Origin of the sequence: Nocardia inohanensis NBRC 100128, from assembly GCF_001612945.1 — a bacterium.
In the GTDB taxonomy this organism is placed as follows: domain Bacteria; phylum Actinomycetota; class Actinomycetes; order Mycobacteriales; family Mycobacteriaceae; genus Nocardia; species Nocardia inohanensis.
The window spans coordinates 1-13,342 of record NZ_BDBK01000022.1; the positions used below are offsets into that span (position 1 = coordinate 1).

Consider the following 13,342-nt stretch of genomic DNA (forward strand, 5'->3'; position numbering starts at 1 on the left):
TTAGTGTGGCCACTTCGTGTGCCGTCCCCGACTGTGGTCCCCCCGCCGTCTGCCGTTACCTCGCCTTCCAGCGTCGGCGGGGCCGTTGTCGCCTTTCGAGCGGGAAGAATCAGCACATTTCGGGTGCCTTAAAGGAGACCGTGTGGTCAGTGGGAACTGGTTGCGGCGACACGCCGTGCAACCCCGCAACCATTTCCCACTGACCGATGAGTCTGTTTCTTGCTCTTGGTTTTTCCGCTCGAGAAGGTGACAACGGCCGGAACGACGCCGGAAGGCGAGGTAACGGCAGACGGCGGGGGGACCAACGTCGGGGACGGCACACGAAGTGGCCACACTATTTCGTTTCCGCCATAGGCGGCCCGAACACAATGCCACCGAAACGAATTCGGCCCCGGCACACATGATGCCGGGGCCGAACAAGACAAGCGAGATCAGGCGACGATGTTCACCAGACGCCCGGGCACCACGATGATCTTGCGCGGTTCCTTGCCGCCCAGCAGCTCGGCGACCTTCTCGTCAGCCAGAGCGGCGGCTTGGACCGCGGCCTGATCAGCGTCGGCGGGGACGCTGATGCGGGCGCGGACCTTGCCGTTGACCTGGATCGGATACTCCACCGAATCCGCCACCAGCAGCGCCGGATCCGCGATCGGGAAAGGGCCGTGGGCCAGGGAAGCCGTGTGGCCCAGGCGTTCCCACAGTTCCTCGGCGATGTGGGGGGACAGGGGGGCCAGCATCAGGACCAGGGGTTCTACTACCGAGCGGGGGGCGCCCTGCGGGTAGTTCTTGGTCAGATGGTTGGTCAGCTCGATCAGCTTGGCGCCCGCGGTGTTGTCGCGCAGGTTGGCCAGGTCGTCATCGACACCCGCGATGGTCTTGTGGACCAGGCGCAGGGTTTCGGGTGACGGCTCGGCATCGGTGGCCTTGACCTTGCCGGTCTCCTCGTCCACCACCAGACGCCAGACACGCTGCAAGAAGCGGTGTGCGCCTACGACATCCTTTGTCGCCCAGGGGCGGGAGGTGTCCAGCGGGCCCATCGACATCTCGTAGAAGCGGAAGGTGTCGGCGCCGTACAGGTCGCACATCTCGTCGGGGGAGATGGCGTTCTTCAGCGACTTGCCGATCTTGCCGTACTCCTGGAAGACCTCGATCTCCACGCCGGAAGTGTCGGTCCAGAAGAACTTTCCGTCCCGCTCCACGATCTCGGCGGCCGGCACGTAGGCGCCCCGCTCGTCGGTGTAGGCGTACGCCTGGATGTAGCCCTGGTTGAACAGGCGACGGTAGGGCTCGTAGCCGCTGACGTCACCCAGATCGAACAGGACCTTCTGCCAGAAGCGGGCGTACAGCAGGTGCAGTACCGCGTGTTCGACACCGCCCACGTACAGGTCGACGCCGCCCGGGTCCTTCGGGCCGTGCTCGGCGGTGCGCGGACCCAGCCAGTACTCCTCGTTCTTCGGATCGCAGAACGCCTCGGTGTTCGTCGGATCCGCGTAGCGCAGCTGGTACCAGGAGCTGCCCGCCCAGTTGGGCATGACATTGGTGTCGCGGCGGTACTGCTTGGGCCCGTCGCCCAGGTCCAGCGTCACGTTCACCCAGTCGGTGGCCTTGGCCAGCGGCGGCGACGGCTCGGAGTTCGCGTCGTCCGGGTCGAAGGTGACCGGCGCGAAGTCCTCGATCTCCGGCAACTCCACCGGCAGCATGGATTCCGGCAGCGCGTGCGGGGCGCCGTCCTCGTCGTAGACGATCGGGAAGGGCTCGCCCCAGTAGCGCTGCCGTGCGAACAGCCAGTCGCGCAGCTTGTACTGCACCTTGCCGACCCCGTGGCCGTCCGCCTCCAGCTTGCCGATGATCTCGGCCTTGGCGGTCTCGACATCCATGCCGTCCAGGAAGCCGGAGTTCACCAGTGCGCCGTCGCCGGTGTAGGCGGAATCCGAGATATCGCCGCCCGCAATGACTTCCGTGATGGGCAGGCCGAACGCGGTGGCGAATTCCCAGTCGCGCTGATCGTGCCCCGGCACCGCCATGATCGCGCCGGTGCCGTAGCCGCTCAGCACGTAGTCGGCGATGAACACCGGCACACTCGCCCCGTTCACCGGGTTGATGGCGTACGCGCCGGTGAAGACGCCGGTCTTCTCCTTGTTCTCCTGGCGCTCCAGATCCGACTTGGCCGCGATCGACTTGCGGTACGCCGCAACCGCTTCCGCCGGAGTGTCGGCCCCGAAGGTCCAGCGCGGATCCACGCCCGCCGGGTACACGCCCGTGACCAGCCGGTCCACCAGCTCGTGCTCGGGCGCCAGCACCACGTAGGTCGCACCGAACAGCGTGTCCGGACGAGTGGTGAACACCTCGATGACCTCGGCGCCGGATTCGAACTTGACCTGCGCACCCCGCGAGCGCCCGATCCAGTTGCGCTGCATGGACTTCACGTTCTCCGGCCAGTCCAGCTCGTCCAGGTCGTCGACCAGGCGATCGGAGTAGGCGGTGATGCGCATCATCCACTGCCACAGGCGCTTACGGAACACCGGGAAGTTGCCGCGCTCGGAACGACCCTCGGCGGTGACCTCCTCGTTGGACAGCACGGTGCCCAGGCCCGGGCACCAGTTGACCATCGAATCGGTCTGGTAGACCAGGCGATACGAGTCGATCAGCGCATTGCGCTCGGTCCGGGACAGCTCGCTCCAGGGCCGGCTGTCGGCGGGCGCACGCTTACCCGACTCGAACTCGGCGATCAGCTCGGCGATCGGCCGCGCCTTGCCCCGGCCCTCGTCGAACCAGGCGTTGAAGATGCGCAGGAAGATCCACTGCGTCCACTTGTAGTACTCGGGATCGGTGGTCGCGAACGAACGCCGCCGATCGTGCCCCAGGCCCAGCCGGTCCAGCTGCCGCTGCATGGTGGCGATATTCGACATGGTGGTGTCGCGCGGGTGCGCACCGGTCTGCACCGCGTACTGCTCGGCGGGCAGGCCGAAGGCGTCGTAGCCCAGCGCGTGCAGCACATTCCGGCCGCGCATGCGGTGGTAGCGGGCGAACACATCGGTGGCGATGTAGCCCAGCGGGTGGCCGACATGCAGGCCCGCGCCCGACGGATACGGGAACATGTCCTGCACGAACAGCTTGTCGGCCGGGGTGTCGCCGGCCAGCGGGCCGACCGGGTTGGGCGCGAAGAAGGTGCCGCGTTCCTGCCAGTTCCGCTGCCACTTCTGTTCCACGCGGCCCGCGAGATCAGCGTTATAGCGGTGTGCGGGAACGTCAGTCGCTCCCGCCGCCGCGGCGGTGGGATTTCCGGTTGCCTGGGAGTCCTGCACGGTCCTGCCTTCTTTTGCCTAGCCGATCCCCGATAAGGTCGCTCACCAGGGTAAAGCGTGCGTACCCCCACACCCAAAAAGGGTCGTACCTCGCGCGACACCCACCCGTGTGTCCCATTCGACGGCGCATCGGTGACGGTCGCCGGATCCCGCTGGAGTAGCCTCGATCGAGTGTTCGTGGTAGCGCTGCTTCTCTTCGTCCTCGCGGCTGTGGCCGTGGTCACCGGCGTGCTCGGAACAACGGGCACGCTCCCGCCGAACCGATTCTTCGGGGTGCACTCGGAGAACGCGGTGCGCAGCGAGGAGACCTTCAAGCTCGCCAACAAAGTGGCCGGTCCGACCTCGCTGATCGCGGGTCTGCTGCTGGCCGCCGCCGGTGGTGTTGTTCTGGTCGGTGGTGGCGTCGCGAGCATCGTCGTGCCGGTTGTCGCCGTTGTGATCGCCGTGTTCACCATGGGCGCGGGTGCCGCCGCCGCCGAGAAGGCGCTCGATACCCAGATGCCCGCCCCGGCCACCGGTGGCTGTGGCAGCGCGTGTGGCGCGTGCTCACTGCGCGACGCCTGCGAGACCGCGAGCTAGTTCCGCAGCTCCCGGCGCATCCAGATGTGCGGGATGCCCGCGTCCATCTCGATTTCGCCGTACGCCTCGTACCCGAGTCGTTCGTAGAAACCTCGGGCGTGGGTCTGGGAGTGCAGTTCGACAGCGGCGAGCCCGCGTTCCCGGGCCCGTTCCTCGATCGCCCGGACCAGCGCGACACCGAGTCCGGTACCGCGCGTCTCCTTCAATACGGCCAGCCGCCCGAGCAGCGCGACGTCATCGCGAACGAGCATGCGCCCCGCCCCCATCGGCGCGCCGTCGATCCGCCCCAGGAAGTGATCGGCCACCTCGTCCAGCTCGTCGAGCTCCAATTCCGGTGGGACGCCCTGCTCATCCACGAACACCTTGATGCGGACCGCGTACGCGTCCTTCAACTCCTGCTCGGTAGCAACAGTAACGACCTCGATCATGAGCCCAGCATGCCAGCGGTTCAGTCGCTGCGGGAGCTCAGCGCCGATTTCGGGCGCACTCGGGGAGTTTCCGCCATCGCCGCACGCAAGTTGGCAATCCAGCAGGTCGGGCAACCGCGCAGGGCGATCAGGCCGATCGGTGCGAGCAGCATGGGCGCCGGGCCGAGGATCGGCGTCAGCACGAAAGCTCCCAGTAGCGCGCCGAAGCCGAGCGCGCCTCGAAACTGCCGGCGACGCAGCGCAACTCCGGTGGTGCTGTGGTCGGCAGGTGAACGGTTCGTCATCTGTAGAAGAGACGCGGATTCCGTCGAAGGATTCACCAGAAGGGTTCAGAGCGCGCACGGTGGCGGTTCGATCCCTTGCGCCAGCGGACTGCCCGGGGGATTGACGTAGAGGACCGTCAGCTGCACGGGCTGGTTGCCGCTGTTGCGTGCGATGTGTGCGTGCTCGGGCCCGGCGGGTTCCCGGAAGATCCGCCACGGCCGCTTCCGCACCGGTACGCAATCGGTGCCGGGATGATCCAGCGGGCCGCCCGTGAGCAGCACGAACAGTGTGCCGTCGTGATAATGCCAGCCGGTGTATCCACCCGGCGCGAGCACTGTCTGCCGCAGCACGAATTCTCTTCCGGCACAGGTGAATCGGAACAGAACGCGGCTGGCGGTACGAAACGCGGGCGCCGGGTTGGCACGGAACCCGCGCTTCGGATCACCGTTCACGATCAGTGATCGTCGTAGTGCCCGTCATGTGCGGCGTGCCGATGTCCGTCATGGATGTAGTCCACATGATCACCGTGCGGCACCGCCACATGGCCGCAGCTCGGGCCGTGCTGGTGATCGTGATCGGCGTGCGTGACATGCTCCGCCGGTTCGCATTCGTCGAAATGCTCGTCGTGCGCGCGATGAATATGCCCGTCGTGCACATAGTCGATGTGCTCGTCGTGCGGTATGGCTACGTGCCCGCAACTGGGTCCGTGTACATGATCATGACCGGTGTGAGCGGCATGTTGTCCTGCCATGAAGCGTCCTTTCCGAGACTGGTCAGGGCTTGCTAGCAAACTCATGCCGACATTAGCACTCACGCATCTGTCGTCGATCGCCGGTGCGGCACGGTCAGCGGCGGAAGCGTGCGCGCCAGCCGCGACGGGGACGCGGATCCGGCAGCCCGTGGTCGGCGGCGAAGGCCACCGCATCCTCGACCGTGGAGGTTTTGGGCCGGGTCCGCGCCCATTCCATATAGCGCGCGGTGAAATCCGGGCCGCATCGATGAGCGAGCATCGGAAACCGCCGTGCCACCTCGTCGGTTCGCTTGTGCAGCAGGGCATGTGCAGTGGCGGCTACATCGGCCGCATCGAATCCGGGAGGTAACTCGCCCCCGCCGACGAGCGCGCGCACCAGTGCGGCCTGCTGTTCGGCGAGCGGCACGGGTTCGGGCGCGTGGGGCAGTGCGGTCTGCTGCGGGGCGGGTGAACCGGGCTCGGGATCGCTCATACCGCAAGGCTTTCGGGGCGGAGGCGGATCGGCGCGCGTCCTGCCGCGGCGGCGATCGCGTTCAGCTCGTCGAACAGTTCACGCGCGGGCGGATAGTTCCCGTCGCGTTCCAGCATCAGGGGCACATCTCGATCGGCGGTGAATGCTGCCACCAGGTCGAGCACTTCGTGGGGTACGGCGTGCACGTGGGTGTCGTGATAGCGCCCGCCGGTCTCCCGCCCGCCCGCCACATGGCAGTAGGCGAGCCGTTCGGTGGGCAACCGCAACAGTTCGGCGAGCGGGTCGAGGTCTCGATTGCGGGCATTGGCATACACATTCGCGATATCCAGCAGCAGGTACACGCCGGTGCGCTCGATCAGTTCGCTCAGGAATTCGGCCTCGGTGTATTCAGCGTCCGGCCAATCGAACAGGGTCGCGATGTTCTCCACGGCCAGCGGTACCTCCAGCTCGGCCTGGGTGCGAGAGATGTTGCGCGACAGGGCGTCCAGCGCTTCCCGGGTGCGGGGTACCGGCAGTAGGTGCCCGGCTTCCAGACCGCCCGCGCGTACGAACGCGATGTGCTCGCTGACCAGTGGCGCGCCGACGGCTCGCGCGCATTCCGATAGATGCCGTACCCGGCGCTCGTCCACTGCCTCCGCGCCGCCCAATGAGAGTGAAATCCCATGCGGCACAGCTGGTATGCCGCGCGTGATCAAGGCCGCGAGTTCCTCCGGCACCGCCACGGCCCCATCCCTGGCCCCCGGGGGCAGGGTCTCCGCGATCACCTCGCAGAACCCGATCCCCTCGAATTCGGCGATGATGCCGCAGATCTCCCGCCGCCAGCCGATGCCCAGCGCGCCGGAGGGCAGCGGTGCCGCGGCCTGCGCGCGCGACTCGTCCGGTCGTATGCCCACTGCCATATGGGTTGCGGGCGGGTTCGCTGTCATCCGCCGCACCCGCCGCCGCAGCCGCCTCCGCAACTGCTGCCACAGCTGCTGCCGCCGCTGTCACCACTGCTGCCGCTGTCGCCACTGGAGCAGCTGCTGCCGCTGTACCCGCCGCCGCTGCCCGAGGCCGCGAAAGTTCCGGTGGCGTCGGCCAAACCGGGGTCGAGCGACCACAGCACGCCGGCTCCGAACAGGGCGGCGGCCAGCGCGGCGCTGTCGGCACCGTACGCGGAGTAGGCGGGGGAGTTGCCGGGCCGCAGATGGCTGTTGCGGCGCAGGGTTTCATCGCGGACGCGGCGGCCGCGCCGGGTGAGCCGCGCGGGTCGCATGATCAGGCCCGCGCAGACCAGCACCGGAATCATGATCAGGATGAGATAGCCGACGGGGTGATCGTTGGAGATTCCGGCGATGACGCGCACGATGCCGAGCACCAGCACCGCGTCCAGGGGCAGCGCCGCCAGGAACAGGGCGGTGCGCTGTTCCGGGCCGATCAGGTAACCGAGATCCGCGAGCGTGACCTGCATACGCTCGAGCTGGGACTTCATCGCCGTGTGCAGCGACAGCACGCGCCGCCGCTCGGTGCTGCGCAGCTGGTCGAGCAGGCTCAGGGAGAACGGTTCCAGCGCCTGCCGTTGGTTCTGGCTGGGCACCAGGGTCGGGGTGGCGGTGGAGTCGATGTGCCCGTGCCCGCGCAACTGCGCGAGTCCGGCGAGCACCGGCCGCCGGTCGTCGAAGAGCATCGCGGTCTCGACGGGTGAGAGCGGCACCCCCGGCCGCTTGCCGTCGTCGCCGCGAATGATCCTGGTGCGCTGGGCGAATCCGTAGACCGCGGCGGCCAGTGCGAGCAGGGCGTAGAGGCCCAGAAAGGTCGGGCCGGAGATCCCCCAGGTATCGGAGGCGGCTGCCGGGCCGTATGCCGCGGCGAGGTAGGTCCCATTGACCATGGCTCCCCCTTGGGAGTCGTAGAACTGTCGATCACCCCCAGTATCGCGGCGGTCCGGGCGGGGCGTTAATGAATTTTTCGGGTGATTAGTGTGATTCGGTGCGATTTCTCAGCAAGTTCTACATCGACGGATTCATTCTGTCGATCCTCGCCGTCGTCGCCGTGGCCAGTGTGTTCCCGGCCCGGGGCGATGCCGCCGAGGTGGTGAGCTGGCTGACGAAGATTGCCATCGCCTTGCTGTTCCTGCTGTACGGCACCCGGCTGTCCCCGCAGGAGGCTCTCGCCGGGCTCAAGCACTGGCGATTGCACGTGACCGTGCTGGCCTGCACGTTCGTGCTGTTTCCGCTGATCGGCCTGGCCGCAAGGGTGCTGGTGCCGCACATCCTGACCGCGGACCTGTACACGGGCTTGCTGTTCCTGTGCCTGGTGCCGTCCACGGTGCAGTCCTCGATCGCCTTCACCTCCATCGCCAAAGGCAATGTGGCGGGCGCGATCGTGAGCGCCACGGTGTCGAATCTGCTGGGCGTCTTCCTGACTCCGGCCCTGGTCATCCTGTTGATGAACACCACCGGTCAGGCGCGGGTGGATCCGTCGGCGATCGTCGATATCGTGCTGCAACTGCTGGTGCCGTTCTTCCTGGGGCAGCTCATCCGGCCCAAGGTGATCGGCTGGCTGAAACGCCATGCCGAGCCCACCAAGCTGGTGGATCGCGGTTCCATCCTGCTGGTGGTCTACAGCGCGTTCAGTGCGGGCATGGTGGAGGGCATCTGGCATGCGCTGTCGCCGTGGCGGATTCTGGCGCTGGCAGTGGTGTGCATGGTGATGCTGGCGCTGGTGCTGGCCGCGACCATGCTGATCGGGCGCGGTGAGCATTTCGATCGCGCGGACCGCATCGTGGTGGTGTTCTGCGGTTCCAAGAAGAGCCTGGCCACCGGCCTGCCGATGGCCACCGTGCTGTTCGCGGGTGCGCCCGTGGGCCTGATCGTGCTGCCGCTCATGATGTTCCATCAGATTCAGCTGATCACCTGCGCTGCCCTCGCACAGCGCTGGGCTCGGACCGCACCGTAGCCGAGAGCACCCGGCTGTCCTCGTGCCGCAGCGGTCGCAGCCCGGGCGCGGAGCGAGATGCCAAGGCGTGCAGCACCGCTCGATCCGCGCCGGGATCACCGACCGCGATACGGGCGCTGCCGTCCGGATACCGTTTGGCCGCGATCCCGGAGAGTGCCAGCGCCGCGCCGATATCGGGTCCGGGCAGGTACAGAAAGTTCGCGCTACTGCGCGGCACCCGGATCCCGGTGCGCCGCAGCGAGGTGCGCAGCAGCTCGCGTTCGGTGGTGATGCACAGCACCCGCTCGCCCAGTTCGGCCTGCGCGGCATAGGAGGCTCGCACCGCCGCCACCGCGGTATCGGGCATCCCGAACGGCAGTTGCAGCCGACGCACGCGCGCCACCAGTTCGGGGGACCCGAACGCGTAGCCGATACGCAGCCCGGCCAAGCCGTACGCTTTGGAGAAGGTGCGCAGTACCAGCACATTCGGGTGCCGGCGCACCAGTTCGACGACGTCCAGTACATCGGCGGCGCCCAGGAATTCGACGTACGCCTCGTCCAGGATCACCGGCACCCGCGCGGGAATGGCGCACAGGAATGCCTTGAGTTCGCTGGGCGCGATCACCGTGCCGGTGGGATTGTGCGGGCGGCACACCGCCACCAGCCCGGTGTGTTCGTTCACCGCCCGCGCCATCGCCCAAAGATCCTGGCGGCCGGAGGTATCCAGCGGTACCGGCACCGAGCGCAACCCGAGCTGCCCCGCCATGATCGGGTAGCCGTCGAAGGTCGGTGTGGCATAGACGAACGAGCCACCCGGCGCGGGCAGGGTCTGCATGATCTGCATGGCCACCCCGGTCGCCCCGGAGCCGACCACCACCTGGTCGGCATCGACGCCCAGGTGATCGGCGATCAGCCGGGGCAGCTGCCGGGGAATGAACTCCGGATAGCGATTGGCCTGCCGCAGGCAATCCACCAGCGCCGCCCGCACGGAAGGCAGTGGCGGGAAAGGGTTCTCGCTCAAGGTCAGGTCGTAGCGCACCGTGCGGTCGCGCTCCCCGGCCTGATCGGTGGCGCGCAATCCGGTCGGCCAGCGCACCGCCGCCATCCGGGGCGCCGGCCGGAGCGAGTCCTCGTGCGCGTTCATCGCGCCGCACCCCAGCGCACCGCCGCCGCCCCCGCGAAATCACCCGCGTGCGCGAAGGCCGACAGCAGCACCACCGAGCCATTGCGTAACCGCCCCGCCTGGTTCTCGGCGTCCAGCGTGACGGGAATGCCCGCCGCGAACAGGTTTCCGCACCGGTCGAAGGTGTCGGGATGGCGTTCGGCCGGCAGCTCCAGCGCATCGTGCCAGTTGCGCAGGAAGAGCCGATTGGGCTGATTGGTGACCAGGGTGTCGATATCGCGGCTCTTCACCCCGATCCGCTTGCACACCTCCAGCGCCACCTCCGGCACGAGTCGGTTGCCGCGCGAGAACACCTTGGCCACTTTGGATTCGGTGAAGGTGACGCATCCCTGACCCTCGCCCGGCTCCCAATACTTGCGATCGCCGTTGGTGCTGAACTCCATGTCCCCGGCGAATTCCGGATAGGTCCGGCATTCGATATCCAGAATGGGTGCACTGTTGTTCTTCACGATCAACCCGACCCCGCACCCGTCCCCGGGCACCGGCGCCTGCGCCAGCTTGCGGATATCCGGCTGGGTGAAGACCGGCCCCGCACAGTTCTGGGTGGCGGCGATGAGCGCGGTGCGAGCATCGGTGGTCTGGAGGATCATCCGCGCCAGCCACATCATGTGCACGAAGGCCGCGCATCCGCCATTGTGAACATCGAATACCCAGCGCGGCTTCATATTCAGCCGCCGCGCCACCTCGGGCCCGCACCCCATTACCGGATTGTCCGGCAGCTGGGTGTGGGTGAGCAGCACGTCGATCTTCGAAATATCCTCCGCGCCATGCCGATCCACCAGTGCGGCGGTCGCGCGCTCCACCATGTCCACCGCCGTCTCGTCACGGCCGCGATGATGGCGGCCCTTGGGCGCCCGGAACATGACGTTCTTCGCCATCCGGTCGGAGCGGGAGAACTGGGTGAAGTACTCGGTGCCGACCGGTTCGCCGGGCAGATAGCCGGCTACGTCCACCAGGCTGACCGGCGGCGTCCTCAGGGTGGGGTCGGTGAAATCCATGGCGCACAACTCATTTCATCCAAGCGGGCGTGATGGGCAGGCCGTGCGAAGCGCGATACTCGGCGATCGCCTTGAGATTGTCGAGTTCGAGCTGATGCCCGGCCGAGAACATCTCCCAGAAGTCCCCCACCCACACTTTGCGACCCTCCGGCGCGGTCTGGGGATAGGGGTTGTTGTCGTAGAACGGGTGGCGGCAGTTGGTCCACAGCACCACCGAACCCGGCTTGTCGAACACCAGCTGCGCGTCGATCACCCGCAGCAGGTAGATCATCCACAGGTGCTCGCGCTGATCCCAGGCGCAGTGGTAATCCACGGTCATGGCCTCGGGGTTGGCGACCGTGCGGGTGTAGATATCGGTGTAGATCCCGGTGGCGTCGCCCAGCCGGTCGTAGGAGACCCACAGGCCCGGTTCGTCGGTCTCCTTGAACCCGCGCAGGCTGTAGGTCCACTCCTCCAGGGACCTGGTGTCGGCGAGGTATTCGTAGAGTTCGCGCGGCGGCGCGTCGATATATCCCTGGACCGGGCAGTAATCGCCGAAGATCTGATCGTGCGGGTACACCGACCGCAGCATGTCCAGAATGATCGGGGTGGTGGTCTCCCGGTCGGAGTTCTCGATGCGCAGCAGGCCGGGCACCTCCTCGGGAATGTCGCTGAGTGCGGGCAGGGCGCTGGCGGTCACGATTACCTCCTGGGTACCGAGAGGAAGGGGGTGAAGGGTGGGACTTCGTCGGGATCGCAGTCGATCGAGACGAACGACGGCCCCTGCCGGCCGATGCAGTGCCGCAGCGCCGCGGCGAGTTCACGCAGGGTGGTGGGGGAGTGGGTGCACAACTCCGGGAACATGGCGGCCATCCCCGCACCGGGATGGGCGGGCTGGAACCTGTTGAAGCTGTAGCGATCCCCGTAATAGATCTGTTCGCGAGTTATGCACATGGCGTGTGCGTTGTTGTTGAAGACCACGAAGGTGATCGGCAGGCGGTGCTCGAGGGCGGTGTGAATCTCCATGCCGTGCATGAAGAACGCGCCGTCCCCGGCGATCACGAAGGTGCGCCGGATGCCGCCGTCCGGCCGCCGGTGCCGGGCGAACGCGGAACCGATGCCCGCGCCGAACGCGTAGCCCATCCCGCCCATGCCCAGCGCGACGGTGAAGCGGCCGTCGCGGGGCAGGCGCAGATGGTGCACGACCGCCGCGCCGGTATTCCCGGCATCGGCGAAAACATCAGCACCGGAGGGTAATTCGGCATTGATGGTGTCCACCACATCGCGATACCGCAGTCCGGGACCATCGGAGTAGGGCACTTCGATCGGAGTCAGCACCGGTTCCCGCACCGCCCGCAATCGTGGTGGCTGCGCGATGGAATGCACTGTGGCCCCGGCTAATTCACTGTTCAATTCGTCCAAGGTGCGAGTCAGATCGGTGCTGTGCGCATGGGCGGCCGTCAGGTACGGCGGTTCGGCCCCGATGCTCGCCAGCGGTACCGCGCCGAGCGCCTCATCCAGCCCGGCCCGCGCCGTCACCGGCATCCGGGTGCCCACGAGCAAGCACAGTGCCGCGCCGCGCAGCGCATCCGCCAATTCGGGATGCCCCATGCTGCCGGAGATGCCGCAGAACCCGGGATCACCGTGGTGGTAGACGTCTTTGGCGTCGGGCGCCACCGCGACGGCCGCCTCCAGTACGCCGACCAGCCGGGCCAGTTCGGCGCGGGCATCGTCCCGGGCGACCTGATCGCCGGCGATGATGACCACCTTGCCGGTGCTGCGCGCGGCGCGGACGGCATCCAGTACCCGCCACAGCGCGGCCAGGTCGCGCCGGTATTCGCGGCCCGGCGGTGAGAACGGCGGCGCGACCAGATCGGCCTGCTGAATGTCCTTGGGCAGCAGCAGCATCGCCGGACCGCCGCCGTATGCGGCCCGGACCGCCCGATCCAGATGCACGGGCAGGTCGGCGGGGGAATCGACGCGTGCGCAGTACCGCGATATCGGCGAGAACAAGCGCACGGCATCGAACGCGCCGGCCTGCCCGCTCGAATCCTGGAAGGCGCCCTTGCCCTCCAGGTTCGTCGGCGGTTGCCCGATCAGCGCCAGCACCGGCACCCGGGAGGCGAACGATTCGGCCAGCCCGGCGACCAGGTTCACGGCCCCGCCACCGGAGGTCGCGCACACCACCCCGAGCCCCGAGGTGGATCGCGCATACCCGTCGGCCATGGTGGCGGCCGAGAACTCGTGCTTCGCCACCACCGCCGTCACCAATTGCCGATGGTCGAAGGCGGCATCGTAGAGATCCTCGATGTTCGCGCCGTCCACGCCGAAGACATGCCGCACGCCCAGTGCCGAAACCGCCTTGATCAGGTGGTCCACGACGCGTGTGCCGTTGTGCATGGGCGCCCCTTCCGGAGCCGGGTGCCGAAATCCCGAGAACTCGCTCACCCGGGATACGAATGTGAGCGGT

At 67.4% G+C, this 13,342-nt stretch carries 14 protein-coding genes; 2 read left to right on the forward strand and 12 right to left on the reverse strand.

What is annotated here, in order from left to right; all coding sequences use genetic code 11:
- Nucleotides 1-431: 431 nt before the first annotated feature.
- Nucleotides 432-3,302, reverse strand: coding sequence for a leucine--tRNA ligase (gene leuS, locus NI1_RS36095; protein ID WP_067830730.1), 2,871 nt, complete (start codon nucleotides 3,300-3,302; stop codon nucleotides 432-434).
- A 171-nt stretch (nucleotides 3,303-3,473) separates the two neighbouring features.
- Between leuS and NI1_RS36100 the strand changes: the two genes are divergently transcribed.
- Nucleotides 3,474-3,881 carry an SdpI family protein gene (locus tag NI1_RS36100; RefSeq protein ID WP_067830733.1) on the forward strand — a complete coding sequence of 136 codons (408 nt, stop codon included), beginning with the start codon at nucleotides 3,474-3,476 and terminating at the stop codon, nucleotides 3,879-3,881.
- Here NI1_RS36100 and NI1_RS36105 read toward each other — a convergent pair.
- The 7 genes from NI1_RS36105 to NI1_RS36135 all read right to left on the reverse strand — a co-directional run bounded on the left by NI1_RS36105 (nucleotide 3,878) and on the right by NI1_RS36135 (nucleotide 7,666).
- On the reverse strand, nucleotides 3,878-4,309 hold the full coding sequence (locus tag NI1_RS36105; RefSeq protein ID WP_067830736.1) for a GNAT family N-acetyltransferase: 432 nt from the start codon (nucleotides 4,307-4,309) through the stop codon (nucleotides 3,878-3,880). The two genes, NI1_RS36100 and NI1_RS36105, sit on opposite strands and share 4 nt — an antisense overlap.
- A 20-nt stretch (nucleotides 4,310-4,329) precedes the next feature.
- Nucleotides 4,330-4,593 (reverse strand): hypothetical protein, encoded by a 264-nt coding sequence (locus NI1_RS36110; RefSeq protein ID WP_067830738.1) that lies wholly within the window; start codon nucleotides 4,591-4,593, stop codon nucleotides 4,330-4,332.
- A 45-nt stretch (nucleotides 4,594-4,638) separates the two neighbouring features.
- Nucleotides 4,639-4,923, reverse strand: coding sequence for a cupin domain-containing protein (locus NI1_RS36115; RefSeq protein ID WP_245663580.1), 285 nt, complete (start codon nucleotides 4,921-4,923; stop codon nucleotides 4,639-4,641).
- A 104-nt stretch (nucleotides 4,924-5,027) separates the two neighbouring features.
- A complete protein-coding gene (locus tag NI1_RS37640; RefSeq protein ID WP_084524239.1) occupies nucleotides 5,028-5,324 on the reverse strand; it encodes a hypothetical protein in 297 nt (98 codons plus the stop codon).
- Between the two features lie 94 nt (nucleotides 5,325-5,418).
- Nucleotides 5,419-5,796: an SCO6045 C-terminal-like domain-containing protein gene (locus NI1_RS36125; RefSeq protein ID WP_067830744.1), complete on the reverse strand. Its 378-nt coding sequence runs from the start codon at nucleotides 5,794-5,796 to the stop codon at nucleotides 5,419-5,421.
- A complete protein-coding gene (locus tag NI1_RS36130) occupies nucleotides 5,793-6,695 on the reverse strand; it encodes an MbnB/TglH/ChrH family RiPP precursor modification enzyme (RefSeq protein WP_067830746.1) in 903 nt (300 codons plus the stop codon). The genes NI1_RS36125 and NI1_RS36130 overlap by 4 nt, the downstream gene beginning before the upstream one ends.
- A gap of 23 nt (nucleotides 6,696-6,718) precedes the next feature.
- Entirely contained in the window at nucleotides 6,719-7,666 is a 948-nt protein-coding gene (locus NI1_RS36135; protein ID WP_067830747.1) for a TIGR04222 domain-containing membrane protein, read from the reverse strand.
- 98 nt (nucleotides 7,667-7,764) lie between these two features.
- Between NI1_RS36135 and NI1_RS36140 the strand changes: the two genes are divergently transcribed.
- Nucleotides 7,765-8,733: a bile acid:sodium symporter family protein gene (locus tag NI1_RS36140; protein ID WP_067830748.1), complete on the forward strand. Its 969-nt coding sequence runs from the start codon at nucleotides 7,765-7,767 to the stop codon at nucleotides 8,731-8,733.
- Here NI1_RS36140 and NI1_RS36145 read toward each other — a convergent pair.
- The 4 genes from NI1_RS36145 to NI1_RS36160 are packed head-to-tail and all read right to left on the reverse strand — an operon-like array spanning nucleotide 8,687 to nucleotide 13,272.
- The gene (locus tag NI1_RS36145) at nucleotides 8,687-9,856 is read right to left on the reverse strand and encodes an aminotransferase class I/II-fold pyridoxal phosphate-dependent enzyme (protein ID WP_245663581.1); all 1,170 of its coding nucleotides are present in this window, start codon (nucleotides 9,854-9,856) and stop codon (nucleotides 8,687-8,689) included. The two genes, NI1_RS36140 and NI1_RS36145, sit on opposite strands and share 47 nt — an antisense overlap.
- Nucleotides 9,853-10,893 (reverse strand): 3-oxoacyl-ACP synthase III family protein, encoded by a 1,041-nt coding sequence (locus tag NI1_RS36150; protein ID WP_067830749.1) that lies wholly within the window; start codon nucleotides 10,891-10,893, stop codon nucleotides 9,853-9,855. The genes NI1_RS36145 and NI1_RS36150 overlap by 4 nt, the downstream gene beginning before the upstream one ends.
- A 10-nt stretch (nucleotides 10,894-10,903) precedes the next feature.
- Nucleotides 10,904-11,572: a hypothetical protein gene (locus NI1_RS36155; RefSeq protein ID WP_067830756.1), complete on the reverse strand. Its 669-nt coding sequence runs from the start codon at nucleotides 11,570-11,572 to the stop codon at nucleotides 10,904-10,906.
- Nucleotides 11,573-11,574: 2 nt separating this feature from the next.
- Complete coding sequence (locus NI1_RS36160; protein ID WP_067830760.1) at nucleotides 11,575-13,272, reverse strand: thiamine pyrophosphate-binding protein; 1,698 nt, start codon at nucleotides 13,270-13,272, stop codon at nucleotides 11,575-11,577.
- Nucleotides 13,273-13,342: the final 70 nt, after the last annotated feature.